Annotated in this window: 22 protein-coding genes; 19 read left to right on the plus strand and 3 right to left on the minus strand. The window is 45.2% G+C overall.

Translation table 11 applies throughout. The features are described 5' to 3' along the window. Positions 1 to 330: 2,3-bisphosphoglycerate-dependent phosphoglycerate mutase (locus F3741_10150; protein MZG31145.1), on the plus strand; the 330-nt coding region annotated here is incomplete at its 5' end. 122 nt (positions 331 to 452) lie between these two features. On the opposite strand, the gene recN is transcribed toward F3741_10150, so the two are convergent. Then, positions 453 to 2,165, minus strand: a complete 1,713-nt coding sequence (gene recN / locus F3741_10155) for a DNA repair protein RecN (GenBank protein MZG31146.1) — start codon at positions 2,163 to 2,165, stop codon at positions 453 to 455. Continuing rightward, the gene (locus F3741_10160) at positions 2,158 to 2,925 is read right to left on the minus strand and encodes a tetratricopeptide repeat protein (protein ID MZG31147.1); all 768 of its coding nucleotides are present in this window, start codon (positions 2,923 to 2,925) and stop codon (positions 2,158 to 2,160) included. Before F3741_10160 ends, recN begins: the two co-directional genes overlap by 8 nt. 213 nt (positions 2,926 to 3,138) lie before the next feature. Between F3741_10160 and F3741_10165 the strand changes: the two genes are divergently transcribed. From F3741_10165 to F3741_10250, 18 genes are all read left to right on the plus strand, one after another. Continuing rightward, the gene (locus tag F3741_10165) at positions 3,139 to 3,720 is read left to right on the plus strand and encodes an ABC transporter substrate-binding protein (protein MZG31148.1); all 582 of its coding nucleotides are present in this window, start codon (positions 3,139 to 3,141) and stop codon (positions 3,718 to 3,720) included. Between the two features lie 101 nt (positions 3,721 to 3,821). Next, positions 3,822 to 5,159, plus strand: a complete 1,338-nt coding sequence (gene rimO / locus F3741_10170) for a 30S ribosomal protein S12 methylthiotransferase RimO (GenBank protein MZG31149.1) — start codon at positions 3,822 to 3,824, stop codon at positions 5,157 to 5,159. Continuing rightward, positions 5,156 to 6,250, plus strand: a complete 1,095-nt coding sequence (locus F3741_10175; protein ID MZG31150.1) for an ATP-dependent 6-phosphofructokinase — start codon at positions 5,156 to 5,158, stop codon at positions 6,248 to 6,250. The genes rimO and F3741_10175 overlap by 4 nt, the downstream gene beginning before the upstream one ends. Before the next feature lie 311 nt (positions 6,251 to 6,561). Then, positions 6,562 to 7,356: a 30S ribosomal protein S2 gene (gene rpsB, locus F3741_10180; GenBank protein MZG31151.1), complete on the plus strand. Its 795-nt coding sequence runs from the start codon at positions 6,562 to 6,564 to the stop codon at positions 7,354 to 7,356. A gap of 136 nt (positions 7,357 to 7,492) precedes the next feature. Further along, complete coding sequence (tsf, locus tag F3741_10185; GenBank protein ID MZG31152.1) at positions 7,493 to 8,086, plus strand: translation elongation factor Ts; 594 nt, start codon at positions 7,493 to 7,495, stop codon at positions 8,084 to 8,086. After that, on the plus strand, positions 8,079 to 8,804 hold the full coding sequence (locus tag F3741_10190) for a UMP kinase (GenBank protein ID MZG31153.1): 726 nt from the start codon (positions 8,079 to 8,081) through the stop codon (positions 8,802 to 8,804). Before tsf ends, F3741_10190 begins: the two co-directional genes overlap by 8 nt. Next, complete coding sequence (locus F3741_10195; GenBank protein MZG31154.1) at positions 8,801 to 9,358, plus strand: ribosome recycling factor; 558 nt, start codon at positions 8,801 to 8,803, stop codon at positions 9,356 to 9,358. The genes F3741_10190 and F3741_10195 overlap by 4 nt, the downstream gene beginning before the upstream one ends. An 89-nt stretch (positions 9,359 to 9,447) precedes the next feature. Next, positions 9,448 to 10,203 (plus strand): isoprenyl transferase, encoded by a 756-nt coding sequence (locus F3741_10200; protein ID MZG31155.1) that lies wholly within the window; start codon positions 9,448 to 9,450, stop codon positions 10,201 to 10,203. Positions 10,204 to 10,270: 67 nt separating this feature from the next. Then, positions 10,271 to 11,065 carry a phosphatidate cytidylyltransferase gene (locus tag F3741_10205; protein ID MZG31156.1) on the plus strand — a complete coding sequence of 265 codons (795 nt, stop codon included), beginning with the start codon at positions 10,271 to 10,273 and terminating at the stop codon, positions 11,063 to 11,065. Between the two features lie 22 nt (positions 11,066 to 11,087). After that, entirely contained in the window at positions 11,088 to 12,242 is a 1,155-nt protein-coding gene (locus tag F3741_10210; GenBank protein ID MZG31157.1) for a 1-deoxy-D-xylulose-5-phosphate reductoisomerase, read from the plus strand. Between the two features lie 215 nt (positions 12,243 to 12,457). After that, complete coding sequence (locus F3741_10215) at positions 12,458 to 12,949, plus strand: 2-C-methyl-D-erythritol 2,4-cyclodiphosphate synthase (GenBank protein ID MZG31158.1); 492 nt, start codon at positions 12,458 to 12,460, stop codon at positions 12,947 to 12,949. Then, positions 12,942 to 14,180, plus strand: a complete 1,239-nt coding sequence (locus F3741_10220; GenBank protein MZG31159.1) for a beta-ketoacyl-[acyl-carrier-protein] synthase family protein — start codon at positions 12,942 to 12,944, stop codon at positions 14,178 to 14,180. The genes F3741_10215 and F3741_10220 overlap by 8 nt, the downstream gene beginning before the upstream one ends. 308 nt (positions 14,181 to 14,488) lie before the next feature. Then, on the plus strand, positions 14,489 to 14,752 hold the full coding sequence (locus F3741_10225) for an acyl carrier protein (protein ID MZG31160.1): 264 nt from the start codon (positions 14,489 to 14,491) through the stop codon (positions 14,750 to 14,752). A gap of 130 nt (positions 14,753 to 14,882) precedes the next feature. Then, positions 14,883 to 16,265, plus strand: coding sequence for an NAD(P)/FAD-dependent oxidoreductase (locus F3741_10230; GenBank protein MZG31161.1), 1,383 nt, complete (start codon positions 14,883 to 14,885; stop codon positions 16,263 to 16,265). Positions 16,266 to 16,287: 22 nt separating this feature from the next. Next, positions 16,288 to 17,736, plus strand: a complete 1,449-nt coding sequence (locus F3741_10235) for an NAD(P)/FAD-dependent oxidoreductase (protein MZG31162.1) — start codon at positions 16,288 to 16,290, stop codon at positions 17,734 to 17,736. Positions 17,737 to 17,783: 47 nt separating this feature from the next. Then, the gene (locus tag F3741_10240) at positions 17,784 to 18,527 is read left to right on the plus strand and encodes an SDR family oxidoreductase (protein MZG31163.1); all 744 of its coding nucleotides are present in this window, start codon (positions 17,784 to 17,786) and stop codon (positions 18,525 to 18,527) included. Next, the gene (gene fabZ / locus F3741_10245) at positions 18,528 to 18,947 is read left to right on the plus strand and encodes a 3-hydroxyacyl-ACP dehydratase FabZ (GenBank protein MZG31164.1); all 420 of its coding nucleotides are present in this window, start codon (positions 18,528 to 18,530) and stop codon (positions 18,945 to 18,947) included. Between the two features lie 57 nt (positions 18,948 to 19,004). Further along, positions 19,005 to 19,790 (plus strand): SDR family oxidoreductase, encoded by a 786-nt coding sequence (locus tag F3741_10250; protein MZG31165.1) that lies wholly within the window; start codon positions 19,005 to 19,007, stop codon positions 19,788 to 19,790. 42 nt (positions 19,791 to 19,832) lie between these two features. On the opposite strand, the gene F3741_10255 is transcribed toward F3741_10250, so the two are convergent. Then, positions 19,833 to 20,255 (minus strand): hypothetical protein, encoded by a 423-nt coding sequence (locus tag F3741_10255; protein ID MZG31166.1) that lies wholly within the window; start codon positions 20,253 to 20,255, stop codon positions 19,833 to 19,835. Positions 20,256 to 20,775 lie beyond the last annotated feature (520 nt).

Below are 20,775 nucleotides of genomic sequence, written 5' to 3' on the forward strand. Positions count from 1 at the left end.
GAAGACCAGTTGCCAGCTTCAGAAGCTTTAAAACATACTGTCGACAGGTTCCTGCCTTATTGGTTTGATCAAATCGTGCCTTCCATCAAAGCAGGGAAAAATGTATTGATCTGCGCGCACGGCAACAGCCTGCGAGCTTTGGTCAAACATCTCGACAGTGTCAGTGAAGAGGACATTCTGGAACTGAATATACCCACAGGCATTCCTCTGGTCTATGAACTCGATGAAAACCTCAAGCCGACCAGGCATTATTATCTTGGCGATCAGGAGGCCGCAAAAAAAGCTGCCGAAGCCGTCGCCAACCAGTCTGCTAGCCGCCGGGGGGACTAGCAATAAGCGCTCCTGCTTATCAAAACGCATCTCGTCGAAATTAACCTGTGTAATTTGCTGCCCCCGATAGAGGGGCGGCGAACCGCCGGGTTAATGTGTTGCCACACCTATGACGCTATTGATCATTTCCTCCGGGCGTTGCCCGGCTGGAGGAGTTCGCGGGCGTGGTTGAGGGACGCGTCAGTGATGGTTTCCCCACTCGACATGCGTGCCAGTTCTTCCACACGTTCATCGTGTTCCAGTTGGCGGATGGTCGAGCGCGTGCGTTTGCTTTTGACTTCTTTTTCGACCCGGAAATGGAACGAACCCATACCGGCAATTTGCGGCAGGTGCGTGATACAGAAAACCTGTTTTGTTCTGGAAACTTTTTGCAGCTTGGCCCCCACCTTTTCGGCGACACCTCCCCCGATCCCTGTATCCACTTCATCGAAAATCATTACTGGAACCGTGTCCTGATCATTCAGAATGGATTTCAAAGCCAGCATCACCCGCGATAGTTCACCACCGGAAGCGATTTTAGCCAGTGGGCGTAATTCTTCACCAGGGTTGGGGGAAAACAAAAACTCCAGCGTACCCAATCCACTTGGCATGGGTTTCATTTTTTCTTTACGGAAAAGAATAAAACCGTCCGGGTCGGGCGGGTAGTCAAAACGTACACCAAGCTGGACGTTGCCCATGCTCAGTTCTTTAAGTTCTTTTTCAACACTTTTAGAAAGATTTTTTGCGGCACTTTCCCTTTTTTCCGCCAGGCGGATGGCTATCTCGGATAACGTCACCTCTTTTTTCTTTAGCTCTTCTTCGAGGGATTTCATATTCTCATCGTTAGAAGCCAGCTGGTCCAGTTCATTGGCAATTTGTTCCCGGCGTTTTAAAATTTCGCTGATGTCGTTACCATACTTTCGTTTTAGTCCGTTTATTTCAGCGAGCCGGTCTTCAATTTCTTCCAGCCTGTTCGGATTGAACTCCAAAGACCGGTCATGATTACGTAAGCTTTCCACCACCTCTTCAAGTTCGTAGAAAGCGGATTGAGATCGTTCGACAGGCTCTTTTAAATCGGGGTCGAGCTCGAGAACCGTTTCCAACTCTTTCAATACCTGTCCAAGATTTTCTAATATAGAGCCGTTCTCATCGGTCAATAGCGCTCGGCTTTTTTGCAGGTTTTCGCGGATTTGTCCTGCGTGCTTCAGCTTGTTGCGCTCGGTTTTGATATCCCCCTCTTCTTCTTCCGACAGTTGCGCCTGATCTATTTCGTTGAGTTGAAAACTTAAAAACTCCTGTTTTTGTAAAAGTTCTTGTTCATCCATTTTCATGGACTGCAATTTTTTAGATTGTGACTGGTAGTCTGCAAAAATACTGGAAAATTCATCGCGGATATTTTTGCACTTACCATACAGGTCCAGCAGGTCCACATGGACTTCAGGATGAAGCAGGGTCTGGTGGTCGTGTTGCCCATGCAGGTCGACCAGTCGGTCGCCTATTTTTGCCAGTGTGGAAACAGTGACAGGACTATCGTTAAGCAGGCAGCGGTTTTTACCGGCATTGGAAATCTGACGTTTGACAAGAAGTTCACTTTCCTCCATCTCGATTCCAGATTCGAGGATCAACTCGCGAGTCATCGGGTCACAGACTTCAAACACTGCTTCTACGAATGCTGTGGTCTCCCCGGAACGGATAGAGTCGGTATCTGCCCTGCCTCCAAGCAGTAAGTTCAGCGCATCGATGATGATGGATTTGCCGGCTCCGGTTTCACCGGTCAACACGTTCAATCCGCTATCAAAATTCACCGCAAGATTTTCAATGATGGCGAAGTTTCTGATTCTGATTTCTTTAATCATTGCTCTGGAAGTCCCGGGGAATTTTTTTCATTAACTCCTGGCCCTGAGTTCTTATTTTTAAAAGATCCTCATCATCAGTCACATTATCAGTCAGACTCAATAGAGTAGAAAGAGATTTTCGCGCGGCAATGAAATTATTTTTAGCATAATACGCCTGTGCCAGCCCAAGGTGGTTTTCCGCGTAACCGGGACTGATACGAACAGCTTCTTTGAGGTGGTAGATCGATTGGTCGGTACTGCCACCCAGAAAAAAAGGCAGTTCCAGGTATAACTTGCCCAACGCCCGGTTTGGGCCACCATTCTGTATAGACGGATCCATTTCAAGAGCCTTTTTCATATCCTTTTCGAAAGGATCAATGATTCCCAGGCTGGACCAGATGCCCTGCATTTCCCCCTTTTTTCCTCTGCATAATGCCCGAAAAAAGTAGCCGATGGCAGTGGGTCTGATTTCCAATGACCGGTTACTGTGTTCAATACAAAGGTCATAATGCCGGGAATCTTTGCTTCGTTTTGCGATTGCATAGTGAGATCTGGCCAGCCGCCATTCCCATTCATGGCTGCCAGGATCTTGAGCTAAAAGCTTCTTGATTTTACCGGCTATTTCTTCGAACTCTTTCAGGGTTTTAGCCTGCTGGTATTGTTTGTCGACCTCAGCTTGTCCGGCAATGACATCTTGTCCGGATAAAATTGCCAACCATAAAACCAGTAAGTATGCATGGTTCTTTAACAAAGTGAATGTTGTGGGAAAATTCTCAGTCATACGATACAAAAATTAAATCGTAGTAATATTTTTAAATGAACTTGCACACTTAGTTTGCGTTATAATCACAAGGAACCTCTATCCGCTAAAATGAAATATTTTTTTGTGGGCTGTGGACAAATAGCAAAAACTGGTTAAGCCGAGATAACCTTTAATGCATAGAACCAAGTTATGGCTCATTGGCCCCACGCCTGGTGTGTATCATAGACGAATATGAAAAAAATCTTAAGTGCTGTTCTAATTATTGTTTTTATCACTGGTTCCATATTGGCGGTTTATGCTGATTCAGGGCCTAAGGCTTCCGTGCAGGAGCTCCTGGGAGAAATTCGGCAGATTAAATCGGATCTGCCAGATAACCAGAAACATTCCCAATCTGCCCTGGGTTTTCTGAACGTTGCAGAAATCAGCAAAAAAGCTTTAGGAAAGTATTGGTCCAGGCGAAGTGAAACAGAACGCGAAAAGTTTCAGACATTGCTGGGTGAGTTGTTTGTGCATGTGGCGTTCCCCAGCTCTGCGAAGTTTTTTGCTGACCTCGACCTTGTATATGGAAAAACCAAAGAGAAAAAAACCGTCGTTGTGGTTCCCTTGACGGTGGTGCATGAAAAGGAAGGAGAAGTCGATATCGATTTTCACCTGAATCAGTCTGGGAATAAGTGGCAGGTGGTGGATGTCATTCTGGACGGGGTCAGTATGAGGAATAACCTGAGAAGCCAGTTTTATAAAGTCATTAAAAAAAATGATTTTAACGAACTGCTTCGCAAAATGGATAAAAAACTGACTTCTGCTAAAAGCTAATCCGACAATGCGTGGTGGTAATTGGCAATATCTTTTTACTGCTGGTAAGCATGCTCTCGGCATTTTGTAATCTGGCTCATTAGAAAATTATAGGATATTAAATGAAAAAAGTTGGCATGGTGAGTTTGGGGTGTCCAAAAAATACTGTGGACTCTGAAAGGGTTCTGGGTGATCTGTCTACTTCCGGCTTTAAACTCACTCAGGATGAAAAAGATGCAGAGGTGATCATTGTCAATACCTGCGGCTTTATTGAATCCGCAAAAAAGGAATCGGTCGATACGATTCTGGAGATGGCCCGTCATAAGACCGAAGGAAACTGCAAGCAGTTAATCATTACAGGTTGCCTGGCCGAGCGTTATGGCCAGGAGCTACTTGATGAAATTCCCGAAATTGACCACATGCTCGGCGTGGGCCAGTATCCCCAATTGAAAAATATTATTGAGGAAAAAGACCCGTTATCCAGAAACCATGTCGCTACACCCGCTGAGTATTACGAGTCTTACACAGACCGGTTGCTAACAACTGCTTTTTATACGGCGTACTTAAAAATTTCCGAAGGTTGTTCCAACCGTTGCGCGTTTTGCATCATTCCTAAAATGCGGGGTCCCATGCGCAGTCGCTCACCGGAATCTATCCTGGCCGAGGCTGAACATTTAGCGGGTAAAGGTGTGAAAGAGCTCAACTTGATTTCTCAAGACACCACTATGTATGGATTTGACTTGGCAATGAAAGACGGCCTGGTTCGACTGCTGAAAGAATTGGTCAAGGTTGATGGTTTGGAATGGATACGGCTTTTATATTGCTACCCTACTTTTTTAAACTCGGAGATGATTGAGCTCATTGCTTCAGAACCGAAGATATGCAGTTATATTGATGTGCCTTTGCAACACACACAAGACGAGATGCTTAAAAGTATGAAAAGGCAGGAAACCGAAGGCGAAGTGAGGAAAATGCTTGAAGAGATTCGGCTGAAAATTCCGAACGTAGCCTTGAGAACTACGTTTATCACAGGGTTTCCAGGTGAGACAGAGACACATTTTCAGCATATGGTCCGGTTTCTTTGTGAAATGGAATTTGATCATGTAGGAGTTTTTACTTATTCGGACGAGGAAGGCACTACCGCATTTGATTACCCTAACCGTGTTCCAGAGGAAGTTAAAATAGAGCGTCGGGATACCCTGATGGAATTTCAGAAAGAAATTGCTCTTAGAAAAAACCTGGAACGTGTTGGTAAAGTTGAACAGGTGCTTGTTGAAGGTTTTGACCCGGAAAACTATTTGATGACTGGCAGGCTCACTTCCCAGGCACCGGATATTGACGGCCAGGTTATATTGGAAAAATGTGAAACCGATCCTGGCGAGATCATTCCTGTACGCTTGAACCAAGCAGCTGATTACGACCTTGTCGGAGAACCGGAAGCAACCGTAATTTCACAATGAGTCTTAAACGTGTTGGAATTCTTACAGGTGGGGGAGACTGCTCTGGGCTCAATGCGGTCATCAGGGCAGTCACCCGATCCGCAATTATCAACTACAATGCGGAAGTCATTGGCATTGAAGAAGGCTTCGAAGGCCTGATATTTAATCGCAACCGCAAGCTCACTGTAGCGGGTACAAAAAATATCCTGCCCCTGGGAGGCACCATTCTTGGTACCACCAACAAAGGCGACCCTTTCGCATACCGCCAGTTTGATAAAGACGGCCAATTGACAATTGAAGATCACTCCCAAAAAACTATAGAAAACTTTAAACAACTTGAACTGGATTGTTTGTTTGTCGTGGGCGGCGATGGAACACTGCAAATAGGGCACAAGTTTTTTGAAAAAGGCTTACCGGTCATTGGCATCCCCAAGACAATCGACAATGACCTGATGGGTACCGACTACACATTCGGTTTCCAGACTGCTGTGCAGGTTGCCTGCGATGCTTTGGACAGGTTGCAAACAACGGGCGAAAGCCATCATCGGGTCATGATTTTGGAAGTCATGGGTCGTGGAGCCGGGTGGATTGCGATGGAAGCAGGTATTTCCGGAGGAGCTCATGTCATTCTAATTCCGGAAATTCCTTATGACCTCGAAAAAGTTGTCGAAAAAATTCGGTTGCGGAAAGAGGGAGGGAGTCCATTCAGTCTGATTGTGGTGGCAGAAGGTTCCAAAGAGATTGGCAAAGAAGCTATATACAGTGAAGCGGCATCCACACGTTTGCAGGCGGTTGCTCAGCTCGGAGGTGTGGGAGACCACATAGCCAGGCAATTGAGCGATCGTATAAACCTGGAAGTACGTTGCACAGTTTTAGGTCATACTCAAAGAGGAGGCTCTCCTTTAGCTTTTGACCGTGTTCTTGGCACCCAGCTTGGAACCCAGGCGGTGAAAGCCGCCGCCGAAGGAAAATTTGGCACAATGGTGGCTTTGAATGCCCGGAATATAGTTTTGGTCCCTCTAAAATCTTTGGCTGGAATTGCCCGTCAGATACCCGATGATTCTCAACTGATCCATACTGCCGAAGCAATAGGCATTTGCCTGGGACGTTGAGGCAAAATACAAACGCTCTTATTTTGACTCAAAATTTGAGCTTCCAAACCCGGAAAATAACAGGCTTCACCCATGTTTTTGCCCACCAGCCTGAATCTTGCCAGAAATCAGATTTGTAAGGCCTTATAGTTCTGGTTTCGTATTGTCACAGACCATTGAATATGTTAGTCTGAGCCACAATTTAGTTACCATTCGGGGTGTTTCCCCCAAAAATCTCTCACGTTTCCTGATCAAGCCAAGGGTGGCCTGCGGGTTCTTGGTGCGAGAAGATGGAGGCGGAGGTACAACCCATTTAATTTAAAGGAGTTAAAATGTCTGGAATTACAATGAAGCAATTGCTGGAGTCCGGGGTACATTTTGGACACCAGACGAATCGCTGGAACCCCAAAATGAAACCCTATATTTACGGGGCACGAAGCGGAATTTATATTATTGATTTGCAAAAAACACTGGTCCGTTTTCAGGAAGCTGAAAAATATGCGCGGGAACTGGCCCGTGCCGGCAAGAAAATCCTTTTTGTTGCGACTAAAAAGCAGGCACAGGAACTGATTGCCGAAGAGGCGACACGTTGTGGAATGTACTACATAAATCAAAGATGGCTGGGAGGAACACTGACAAACTTTACCACCATTCGTAAGAGCATTGCACGGTTGCATGAACTGGAAAAAATGGAAGAAGAAAACCAGTTTGACCTCTTACATAAAAAAGAAGCTTTAAGACTGAGAAGAGAAATTGAAAAACTGAACAAATTCTTCAGAGGCATCAAGAATATGAAGGATTTGCCAGATGCTCTTTTTATAGTCGATACGCGTAAAGAAAAAATCGCTCAGGCAGAAGGTAAAAAGCTTGGCATTAAAATCATAGCCATGATTGACACCAACTCTGACCCTGATGGCGTTGACTTTCCTATCCCTGCGAACGATGACGCGATGCGTTCTATTAAATTGTTCACGCATAGGATAGCGGATGTATGTCTGGAAGGTCAGGAAATGAGAAAAGCCAGCCAGGATAAAGAAGAAAAGAAAAGCCCCACACCCAGTGATTCGCAGGAACCCGTTGCGGTTGCCAATGACAAGGGGAGCAATGAAACTTCTGTGCCTGCCTGAACCACTGAATATATCCAACCGGTTCTCATAGGTTTGTAAATAAACCCTGAAGAAGTGAATCCTTCTTTACAGGGTTCGGGGGCAGGTGGCTACGTACATAAAATTTTAATAAACAATATTTGATTAGGGAAATGGAATGGAAATAACTGCAGCGATGGTCAAGGAGTTACGCTCTCAGTCGGGAGCAGGTATTATGGAGTGTAAGTCTGCCTTGAAAGAAACCAAGGGAGATATAGAAGAAGCCATCACTTTTCTAAGGAAGAAAGGGTTGGCCAAGGCTGATAAAAAGTCTGATCGACAGACGGGCGAAGGTATTATTGGTTCCTACATACATCAGGGTGGAAAGATTGGCGTTATGCTGGAACTCAATTGTGAAACCGACTTTGTGGCTAACACGCCTGACTTCCAGGAGCTGGTCAAAGATATTGCCATGCATATCGCCGCTGCAAAACCGCGTTTTGCCAATCGTGAAGAGGTGACCGAAGACATTTTGGAAAAAGAGAGAGAGATTTTTGCCCACCAGGCCAAGGAATCTGGCAAACCGGAAAATATCATCGACAAAATTGTTACCGGGAAGATGGAAAAATTCTACGAAGAAAACTGTGTGTTGGAACAGGCATTCATCAAAGATACCAATATAACTATTGGTGAGCTGATCAAACAGAAAATTGCCCTGCTGGGTGAAAACATTAACATTGGTCGATTTTCAAGATTTGAAATTAATGGATGAACCAGTTTATAAAAGGATTTTGTTGAAGCTTGGCGGTGAAAGCCTGGCCGAGGATGAAGGCGCGTTTGGGCTGGATGAAGGTGCCCTCATAAATATTGCAGACGAGATTCGTGAAGCCAGAGATCTTGGAGTGGAAATTGCCATTGTAATAGGAGGAGGCAATATTCTAAGAGGCGCTTCTTTGAGTTCGATTGGAATCGAGCGAACTACCGGTGACTATATGGGTATGCTTGCTACGGTGATCAATGCCCTGGCTTTGCAGCATGCTCTTGAGCGTATTGGAATTCCAACACGCGTACAGTCCGCTATAGAAATTCAGGCAGTATCGGAAGCTTATGTGCGTCGTCGTGCAATTCGTCATCTGGAAAAAGGACGCGTTGTAATTTTTGCAGGTGGGACAGGGAATCCCTATTTCACAACTGATACTGCGGCATCTCTAAGGGCTATGGAAATCAGCGCGGAAGTCATTTTTAAAGCCACCAAGGTTGATGGTATCTATTCTGCCGACCCCATGACTGATGACTCGGCTACGAAGTATCAGGAACTCTCTTATCTGGATGTGTTGAAGAAGGGCCTGAAGGTTATGGACTCGACTTCGGTATCTCTTTGTATGGATAATAAACTGCCGATGGTTATTTTTAACTTTCGCGATAAATACAGTATTAAACGGGTATTGTTGGGCGAAAAACTCGGCACTACTGTGGGAGTTTTAAAATGATTGCTGATGTAACCCGGGACGCAGAAAAGAAAATGGGAATCTCGGTAGACCATTTGCACCACGAATTGGGTAAGTTGAGAACGGGCCAGGCCTCGGTGGCCTTGCTCGACGATATCAAGGTTGAGTATTATGGAAACCCGACTCCCTTAAGTCAGGTTGCAACTTTGGGCACTCCAGATAATCAAACCCTGACAATCCAGCCCTGGGAAGTATCAATTCTGAAAGATATTGAGAAAGCCATCCAATCATCAGATATTGGCCTGACTCCTAACAATGATGGTAAAATAATTCGCCTTACCATTCCACCGTTGACCAATGAACGTCGTCAGCAACTGGTTAAACTGGTAAAAAAATATGCTGAGGAATGCAAGGTCGCGGTTCGGAACGTGCGCAGAGACGCGAACGATAAACTGAAAAAATTAGAAAAAAACCACGAAATTTCAAAAGATGAAAACCATAAGGCAACGGATGATATCCAGAAGATGACAGACAAGTTTGTGGTCGAAATTGATAAGATATCCCAGGCCAAAGAAAAAAATGTGATGGATGTATAAAGTAATTTTTTGTAGTATCTTTTAGTATGTTTTTAAAAGTGCCTCTCTTTTTACCAGTGGGTTTGGCCGTTTAATCAGGAGCCTCCTCCTTGGTCAATACAGCGTTACAGGAAAAAATAGATCCAAATCGTCTGCCCAGGCATGTTGCCGTTATTATGGACGGCAATGGACGCTGGGCGCAAAATCATTCCCTCCCCCGCATTGAAGGTCATTGGGCCGGTGTCAAGGTTGTGGACCGCATTGTTACCCTGGGTCGCAAACTTAACCTTGAAGCTTTAACTCTTTATTCATTCTCCGATGAGAACTGGAATCGCCCTTCCACAGAAATCAACACCCTCATGAAAATCCTTGATTTTTATTTGAAGAAGGAGTTGAAGAGAATGAAAAATGAAAATATTCGCTTCAATACTATTGGGCATATTGAAGACCTGCCAAATGATATTCAAAAATTGATCCACCACTCTATAGAAGATACTCGTGATAATACAGGTATGACTCTGACCCTGGCCCTGAGTTATGGGGGAAGGCAGGAGATTATAGACGCGGTTAAAAATATTGCCGAACAAGTGCGCCTGGGTCAGATCATGCCGGATGAAATTGACTTGTCGCTGTTTGAATCGTATCTCTCCACTTACCCTATTCCTGACCCGGACCTGATTATAAGAACCAGCGGAGAAAGAAGAATCAGTAATTTTCTGTTATTCCAGAGTGCTTATACAGAATTGCACTACAACAATGTATTATGGCCTGACTTTTCGGATGATGACTTCCTTAATGCTATCATTGATTTCCAAAGCAGAGATAGACGCTTTGGAATGACACAAGAACAAATTGTCAAAGCTTGACCTCTAAATCCACACCTGTGATATTCTTTGCCGGATACATTCATAAAAACCTGACAGGAGCCAGCGCTTGAAACGTGTTATCAGTGGAGTCATAGCGATTCCTTTAGTTTTGGGAATAGTGCTGTATGGGTCCCCTCTATTGTTTTTTGGTTTTGTCGCCTTGATTGTTCTGGTTGCCAGTTACGAGTTTTTTTCGATGATTTCAAATATGGGTGTTGACGGTTTTCCTGTTGAAGGTGGAGTGCTGTGTCTGCTGATCTTAACGGGATTCTATCTTGGCGAACAATACTTGATGTTATGTGCCCTCCTCATCCCGATAGTTTTGTTTGCGACCTGGTTTTTAAGGGAAAACGATGTGAAGCTGGCTCTGGACCCGATTTCGTACACAGTACTGGGCGTTTTCTACACTGCGGGATTGGGGGGATACTTTCTTTTGATCCATAAACTTGAAGGCGGGAACCAAATGATAGTCTTTCTCCTGCTTTTGATCTGGTTGGGTGACGCAGCGGCCTATTATGTGGGAAAGAATCTGGGCAAGAACAAGCTCATGCCCACAGTCAGCCCTAATAAAACTGTTGAAGGAGCAATCGCCAATGTTTTGGGAACTCTTGTGGCAGCAGTAATAGCCAGCTATTGGTTCTTTGAGGAGTTTTCGCTAACTCATTGTTTGATTGTAGCCTTTTTATGCGGTATCATCGGTCAGTTTGGGGATTTTTCTGAATCTCTGATAAAAAGAAATTGTCGGGTGAAAGACTCGGGCTCATTGATTCCGGGCCATGGCGGTTTTCTTGATCGCATCGACAGTCTTTTGTTTGCAGGTCCGGCATTCTATTGTTATTACAAGTTGTTCCTGGGTTCTTAATCCCGGTTATCAGGACACCTTCATGAGAAAAATATCTTTGCTGGGTTCAACAGGCTCCATCGGTGTTAACACACTGGATGTTGTCGAGCGCAACCCTGAAAATTTCAAAGTTTCCGCAATATCCGCCGGAAGCAATGTGGAGTTGTTCGCCCAGCAAATTCGTAAATTCAAACCCGCACTTGCCTCACTGAATGACGTTAATAAAATAGACACTCTGAAAGAGTTAGTTGCTGATTTAGATGTGGAAATAGTTTCTGGTTCTGAAGGTGCTGTTTGCGTTGCTTCTTTTTCTGAAGCGGATCTTGTTGTTTCAGGAGTGGTGGGAAGCGCGGGACTGCTCCCTGCCCTGGCTGCTTTGAGGTCAGGTAAAAACCTGGCGCTTGCCAACAAGGAAACACTTGTTATAGCTGGTGAACTGGTTTTGAAAGAAGCTGAACGCACTAATACTAAAATCATTCCTATCGACAGTGAGCACAGTGCAATTTTCCAGGCTTTAAACGGGGAAAACCCTGAACGTATCAAGAAAATTATCCTGACCGCTTCCGGAGGTCCTTTTAGAACTTTCACTCTCAAGCAGATGGAAAATGTAACGGTTACAGAGGCGCTCAATCACCCTAACTGGAATATGGGGGCCAAAATAACCATAGACTCTTCAACCATGATGAACAAGGGGCTTGAATATATAGAAGCCAAATGGTTGTTTGGGGTGGATACCCATGTGGAGGTCATTGTTCACGCACAGAGCATCATTCATTCTATGATAGAATTTGTTGATACTTCTATCATGGCGCAATTGGGCATCCCTGATATGAGAGTCCCAATAGCTTATGCGATGACTTATCCAGACCGGTTCAAAAGTGAACTGCCTTCCCTGGATTTGGCTTCAATGGCAAACCTGACATTTGAGGCCCCGGACATGGAAAGGTTTCCCTGCCTGCAATTGGCAATGGATGCTATGGAAATGGGTCAGACAATGCCGGCAGTTCTTAACGCCGCTAACGAAATAGCGGTGCAGGCGTTCCTTGATGAAAAGATCCCCTATAAAGATATTTCAGAGATCATTCGCATGGTTATGCATAATCATCGCCCGGTTGCACTACAGGAATTGCAGGATGTTCTCGATGCTGATCTCTGGGCCCGTGAAGAAACCGCTAAACTTATAACAGTCGCCCACTAGCCGCCAGGCACGGGGCCAATGAGCAATAACTCATTTGTGCCAACAACAGGTTTTCTCGGCTTAAAGAGTTATTACTATCTGGCTCCACCTGCTAAGGGGCCACCAGGCGTGGGGCCAATGAGCCATAACTTAAATAAGCTAACAAAGAGTTATCCCGGCTTAAATGAGTTTTCCAAATCCCCCTGATAAGGAGGGTTAGGGTGGTTATTTAATATATGAATTTTTCTGATATACGCATTGGCAACGGTTATGATGTACACCGTTTGGTAGAAGGCCGGAAGCTCATCCTCGGTGGAGTCGATGTTCCACATACGTTGGGATTGGAGGGCCACTCCGATGCCGATGCGCTGGTTCACGCATTGTGCGATGCTCTTTTGGGAGCGCTGGGGGCGGGAGATATCGGTGCCTACTTTCCGGACACGGACCCAAAGTGGAAAGGCATTTCAAGCTTGCTGCTCCTGAAAGAAGTTATGCGCATGTGCCGGGAAAAAGGCTATGAGCTTTCCAATGCAGACACGGTGATCGTAGCGCAAAAACCGAAATTGGCTCCGCATCTTCCCGAAATGAAAGATAATATTGCCTCGACAATGGGAATCAATACGGACCAAATAAATATTAAAGCCACCACAACAGAAAAGCTCGGGTTCGCCGGGCGGGAAGAAGGCATCGCGGCTTATGCGGTGGCCTTATTGATGAAGAATGACTGACGAACGAATAGTAATAACAGGAATCGGGTTGACCGCACCCAATGGCAACACTCTGAAGGAGTTCCGGCAAAATCTTCTGAATGGTGTTTCGGGTGTGCAAAATTACGAAACCCGTTATATGGGTAAAGTGCTGGCCGGGGTTTGTGACTTTGATGAACTGAAATATCAAAAGAAAAAAGAACGCCGCCGTGGCACCCGGGTTGGGTCGGTCTCCATCTACTGTTCACAGGAAGCCATCGCCGACGCGGGGATTGATCTTGAAGCGATCGACCGTTCCAGGGTAGGAGTCTATCTCGGTGTTACCGAGCACGGTAATGTCGAAACTGAAAATGAAGTCTATAACATCAGCCAGTATGATTACGACACCAAGTTCTGGTCGCACCATCATAATCCCCGCACCGTGTCGAATAACGCGGCAGGTGAAGTGACCTTGAACATGAAAATCACCGGACCGCATTACACCATCGGCGCGGCCTGCGCCGCCGGTAATATGGGTGTTATCCAGGGCTTGCAGATGCTGCGACTGGGCGAGGTTGATCTTGCGTTGGCAGGTGGCGTTTCTGAAAGCATCCACACTTTTGGTATCTTTGCCAGCTTCAAAAGTGAAGGAGCTTTGGCGGAAAATGAAGACCCCGCGAAAGCCAGCCGTCCGTTTGATAAAAACAGGAACGGTATCGTTTGTTCAGAAGGTGGAGCGGTCTACACACTGGAGCGGTTATCCGATGCGCAAAAACGCGGCGCAAAAATTTACGGTGAGATTGTCGGTTATGCCATGAACTCTGATGCGGTGGATTTCATCCTTCCCGATCCGGGCAGGCAGGCCCAGTGCATGAGACTGGCGTTAAAAAGGGCAGGGTTGAAGCCCGGTGATATTGATATCCTCAACGCCCATGCCACAGCAACGCAGATGGGAGATATTCAGGAGGCCGCAGCCATCCGTGAAATTTTTGGCGATAACAGCAAAACGCGAATCAACAACACTAAAAGTTTCATCGGTCATACTATGGGTGCTGCGGGCACTCTTGAACTGTCCGGCAACCTGCCGGCGTTTGAAGACAACATGGTCCACCCCACCATCAACCTGGACGACCTCGATCCGGAATGCGCCTTGAATCATCTCGTTGCCAACAAACCGGAAAAACTTCCCTCCGTCGAGTACATCATGAACAATTCCTTCGGCATGTTCGGCATCAACTCCGTTTTAATTGTACGCAATCCTTCTGCCTGTTAGGAAAGGGTCCAACTGCAAATCCCTTCAAAATATTTTGTTCGGAAGGGTGAGCAGTAGTGCTGTTTCCAGCAAACCCCCTCAATCCGCCTTGTTAGGGGGAAGATTGTTGAAAACCAAATAACCTCGTTCCCCTCAGATAAGAGGACCAAGGGGGCTGGTTTGAGTTCATTCCTCAAGGGCTTCAGGATGAGAACAAATACCTCATTTTAGCTATATTCCCTGCGGGGGTTGCCCGCGAATTTATGGTTGAATTTGCCCCTATCTTCCATTAAAATCAGGGTTAACGGAGACTTGGGAGAGCACATTAAATGACCATTGAAGAAGTACGCCAGATTATTCTAAGCATCCTTGCCGACATTGCGCCGGATGAGGATATCAGTTCTATTGACGATAACGCAAAATTACGCGACCAGATCGACCTGGATTCGATGGATTTCCTCGATATCGTTATGGAACTCAGAAAACGATTTAACATTGAGGTTCCGGAAAAGGATTACGAACATCTTGCCACCATGGCGGGATGTATATCTTACCTCACGCCTTTATTAAAGGACCGGCCGCTGGCCACATAGTATTTAACCCCACCTTTTTGATTACAAACAAGAAACCGCTGATTGATATAATTGTTTGGGCAGGGGCTCGTCGCTTGCCCTGCTTGTTTTATGGTTTGTCCATTGCCCCTGCAATCCGGGTGAATGAATAATGCGTTACGACACGATTGTTATAGGTGCGGGATTATCGGGTTTGGCGGCTGGCATTCGCCTCGCCATGTTCGATAAAAAGGTGTGCATTGTAGAAAAGCACACCGAGCTTGGCGGACTGAACTCTTTTTATGTACGAAAAAACCGTACCTTCGATGTTGGCCTTCACGCGATGACCAACTTTACCGACAAGGGTGTTCGTTCCTCCCCTTTAGGCAAACTTCTCAAACAGTTAAGATTTAGCCATGACGACTTCCGCCTGTGCCAGCAGGAAATGTCGGAGATACGGTTCCCTGAGAAATCCCTATGCTTTACCAACGATTTTGAGTTCTTGCGACAAGAGGTGGCAGAACAGTTTCCTCAACAGATTGACGGATTCAACAAGCTTGTAGAGAAGATACTGGCGTTTGACGAACTGAATCTTGATGATGGCGACCGGCTATTATCCCGGCCTGTTTTGGAGTCTTTCATCTCGGATCCAATTTTGATCGATATGCTGTTTTGTCCGCTCATGTATTACGGCAACGCCCGCGAAGGAGACATGGATTTCTACCAGTTTGTCATCATGTTCAAGAGTATTTTTGTTGAGGGGTTTTCAAAGCCTGAAGGTGGGATGCTTTATATCCTGAACCTTATGGCCCAAAAATTCAAAGAGCTGGGTGGTGAGCTGAAAATGGGCAATGGAATTAAATCCATCAACTCGACCCAGGGGAAAGTGTGTTCGGTATCGCTTGAGAACGAAGAGGAGTTGGAATCCGAAACGGTGCTTTCTTCCATGGGTTATGTGGAAACCTTGAAAAGGTGCAATCCCGCAGTTGACGAGGCAGAAAAAAGCGAAACCGGGCAGGTTTCATTCATGGAATCGCTTTTTGTGGTGGATAAAGAACCGCGAGACCTGGGATATGACAGGAGCATCGTCTTTTTTTCTACTAAACCGAGGTTTGATTACAAGGTGCCGGAGGACCTGATAGACATTTCAAGCGGTGTCTTGTGTTGCAGTAATAATTTTAAATATCCTAAACCGCTGGAAGAAGGACTGATACGGTTGACCAATCTTGCCAGTTTCAGTAAATGGGACGGTTTGGTGAGAAAAGATTATATTGCCGCAAAGAAGGAATGGAGAGCCTTGGCTTTAGAGCAGTTATTCACATTTTTCCCCGATTTCAGAGATAATGTGGTATTTTTAGACTCGTTTACGCCTAAGACGATAAAGAAGTATACGGGGCATATTAACGGAGCTGTCTACGGATCGCCTGAAAAAATTAAAAATGGAAAAACCCCTGTCAAAAACCTGTTTATATGCGGGACAGACCAGGGGTTTTTAGGTATTATTGGGGCTACGTTAAGCGGTATATCCATGGCCAATCTCCATCTTTTAAAATAAGCGGGCGCTTCAGAAAACTACCATGAAAAAACAACCAAAAGACTGGTTAAAAGGCGTCCTGTCAGCTTATGATACGGTCGTGATCGGAAGCGGGCTGGCGGGAATGACTTCGGCTAACCTTCTGGCCAAGCTGGGCCACAAAGTTCTTCTGGCTGAGCACCATTACAATATGGGCGGCATGGCAACCTGGTTCAAACGCAAGGGTGGCCATGTTATGGATATTTCCCTGCACGGGTTCCCCTGCGGCATGATTAAAACCCTGAGGAAATACTGGTCTAAAGATATTTCGAATCGGGTTATCCAGTTGAAAAATGTACGTTTCGACAACCCGCAGTTTTCCATCAATACTTCCTTCGATAAAGTTGATTTCACCCACATACTGCGTGAGCGATTCGGTATTTTAAGAGAAGTGATCGACGAGTTTTTTACCACTGTTCGTGATATGAACTTCTATGACGAAGTGGTCATGACTACCCGTGAACTTTTTGAAAAATATTTTCCGGGTCGTACCGATGTATGGCGTTTTTTGATGGAACCGATCACTTATGCAAATGGTTCTACGCTTGATGATCCTGCGATAACTTATGGCATCGTTTTCTCAAACTTCATGGATAAGGGTGTCTTTACTTATCAGGGTGGAACGGATCACTTGATTAAAGAAATGAAGCAGGAACTGTTGCGTAACGGGGTAGACATTCGTACGCACTGTATGGTCGAAAAAATTTATGTGGATGATAAAGCTGTGCAAGGTGTTCGCATTAACGGTCAAGACATTCACTGCAAGTCGGTGCTCTCTAATTCCAACATTTTAACCACTATAGAGAAACTGACAGGTGAGGAGCATTTTGACCCGGAATTCATTAAGGAAGTCAAAAAGATCAGGCTCAATAATTCAAGTTGCCAGGTTTATATGGGCATTAAAAAGGGCGAAGTTGTGCCGAATGTGGGAGACTTGCTATTCTCTTCTGAGGCGGATGAGTATTGTACAGATAAAATATTAAGCAAAGATATTACCAGCCGTACGTTTTCATTTTATTATCCGGATATTCGTCCCGGTACAAATAGATATTCTATTGTTTCTTCGACCAACGCACGATATGAAGACTGGGCCAACCTGAGCGAATCACAATATAAAAAAGATAAACATGATCTGGAACAAACCACTCTGGACGCATTGGAAAAATATGTTCCGGGTATTCGCAAGAAGGTAGACCATGTAGAAGCCTCAACTCCGAAAACTTTCAAGCGTTATACCCTGCATCCTTCGGGCACATCGTTTGGAACCAAGTTTGAAGGACTTAAAATCAGCCGAGACCTGCCGAATCAAATCAAAGGGTTGTTTCATGCTGGGTCGGTAGGGATTATCATGTCCGGCTGGCTGGGAGCTGCTAATTATGGGGTGATAGTCGCTAACGAAACCGACAAATTCCTCCGCCAGTTGAGTCCGAGCCTGGTCACTGCTTCGGCTTGAATACCTTTCTTCTTTCCTGAAACGAAATTTACCTATAACATAGTAGAATGATTTTTGACTACAAAGGGCAAACGGCTCTAGTTACTGGCGGCACACGTGGAATAGGCCGGGCCATCTCTGAGGCATTCCTCAAGTCGGGAGCGAAAGTGATCGCAACCTATCGTGGGAACGATGAGGAGGCGGAAAACTTCAAGCAGGCCAATGCCGGTCATGCTGAATGTCTGGATATTATTAAGTTTGACGTCACCGACTACGATGCTGTTGAAAAGTTTTATAAAGACATCGAAGACAGGCATGGGACCTTTCAGATTTTAGTGGTAAGCTCGGGCATTCGTTCTGATTCCATTGTTGGCATGATGAAGGCAGAAGACTGGAACCGGGTTATCGAAACGAATCTGACCGGAACATTTAACTTAAGCAAGCTTGCGGTTCAGTCCATGATGCGGCAGAGGTATGGGAGGATCATCATTTTGACTTCGCCTATTGGGAAATTCGGGTTCGCAGGGCAGTCAAATTATGCGGCATCTAAAGCCGGACAGGTGGCTTTCACACGATCCCTTTCAAAAGAAGTAGCGAGCCGAAAGATAACCGTTAATTGCGTGTCACCGGGATTCATCGATACTGATTTTATTGGTGATCTGCCGGAAGAACAAAAGAAAGCTTATAAAGACCAGATTCCTCTCAAACGTTTTGGAACCCCGGAAGATGTCACCCACCCCGTTTTGTTTCTGGCCGCGAAAGAGGCGGCTTATATTACGGGTTCTGTCCTTGAGGTAACCGGGGGATTATAAATGGACTTTCTTGAATACATTCCCCATCGCCCTCCTTTTTTGTTTGTCGACCGTGTGCTTGAAGAAACGGATAATAGTATCAAAACAGAAAAGAAGATCGATCCTAAAGAACCCTTTTTTGAAGGGCACTATCCCGGACAACCCATCATGCCGGGGGTTTTGATATTTGAAGCCATTTTTCAGGCGGGTGCTATTATGATGGGAAAGCGTATTTCCAATGAAGGCAGGATTCCAGTTCTAACCCGGGTTAACAATATAAAGCTAAAGCATGCTGTCCATCCCGGAGATACTTTGCAGGTTGAAGTTACCCTCAAAGACCTGGTCAGTAATGCCGCTTATATGACGGGCAAAGCCAGCGTCAATAGCAAGACGGCTGTAAGCCTGGAATTTACCGCCATGCTGGTTGAGGAAACAAAATAAATATTTCGATATTGAATTAATAAACGGATTTATGATTGAAGAGGCAAGTCGGGGCAAATGGGCTTTCTAGGTCTTGAGAATAAAAACATTCTCGTTGCTGGTGTGGCAAATAAGAAGAGCGTTGCCTGGCATATAGCGAAAACACTGGAAGAAGAAGGCGCTAATGTTATCTACAGTGTTCGCTCTGAAGATCGAAAAAAATCACTGGAAAAACTTTTGGCAGATAAAACGGTATACATTTGCGATGTGGAAAAAGATGATGAAGTTGAGCGTCTGAAAAAACAGGTCGCAGGACACACCGATGTTTTACATGGTCTCGTTCATTCAATTGCTTTTGCAAATTATTCTGAAGGTTTTAAGCCGTTTCATGAAACACCAAAGAAAGACTTTCTCCAGTCCATCGATATCAGTTGTTTTTCACTTATAAATCTTGCCAACGTGTTTAAGGATTTGCTCGATCAACAAGCTTCGGTTGTTGCGGTTTCAATTTCTACTACGCGGATGGCGGCAGAAAATTATGGATACATGGCTCCAGCAAAAGCAGCGCTCGATTCCACACTTTGTTTTCTGGCGAAATCCTTCAGTGCATTTTCCAAGGTCCGTTTCAACTCTATCAACCCCGGCCTGCTTAAGACATCTGCTTCAGCCGGCATCCCCGGTTATATAGATTCCTACCTGCATGCTGAAAAAGCAACTTTGAGAAAAAAGGCCCTGACTACTCAAGAGGCGGCCAATGCCGCAGTGTTTCTATTAAGCGAACGGGCCAGTGGCATCAATGCCCAGGGCCTGATTCTTGATGCGGGAATGTCTATTAATTATTTTGATCAGGAATTGATCAAATAAGATTTTCCAGTCTCCATCCTAAAGATAAGATACTCGTGCCCTTTACAAACTGAATTTGTTCTTGAAGATAGTGGCGCAGGCGTGGTGATTATTAATTCGAAGCTCTCTCATTAACTCTGACAGGCTTTGCCGGGTGGTGGATTCATTAATATCCAGATCGTAGGTTTTTATGATTTTTTCAATACTTCCTATGTAATAAGAAATCATCTTATTATCACCACGCTCAATAAATTCTTCTGTTTTTTCTTGCACCATACTGATTCCCTTGCCTGTTTTGATCTTTTTCTGGGGGCTGATGACTCTGTTTGCTGTTGAGGGTGCCACATTGTTTTCAGAAGATATATTTTCAAAAATATTATTTTCTTCCAGTTCGAAAGACTGGTTTAAGCGATTATTGATTTCATTGACCAGGGCTGTTTCTTTGGCATTTTTCAATGGATCTATGGCACTCATGAAAAATTTCATTTGGCGCAGCCTGATAGATCATGAAAAATCATTGTTTAGGTTAGAAAAAAGTTTATACAATTGCTGTTTAAAGAGCAAACTTTGTGCCAAATATATTTTATACAGCAGGCGGTTATCCCAAAGGGGGATAAAGAAGATATGCGCTGCAGGGGAAGGGAGACGCTCAGTCCAGTTTATCGATGTTTCCTGATGCGTCGACGATGAAAATTTGATCCATGAGGAGATCATGTCGGGCGGTCGCTTGCCATTCTTTCATGATGCCATCGCCGCTTATATATATTCCGGGAAGATCGAAGCTTTCCCGCAATAATGCGGGGACGGTTTCTTTACTGCAATTTTCCCGGGGGCCCTGATCTTCCCAGAGGTGTTGGCACGCCAGATGGAAACGGGTCAAACTGCTATGCACCATTTTCTTCAGGGATTCATCGCGTGCACTTGTATCAAAAGGCCCCCGCCAGATATTAACAGACAAAAGTCCAAGTGCGAAGATTGCACCACCGATCAACCTGTTCCTGAACTT

The organism is Nitrospinota bacterium (assembly GCA_009873635.1).
In the GTDB taxonomy this organism is placed as follows: Bacteria; Nitrospinota; Nitrospinia; order Nitrospinales; family VA-1; genus LS-NOB.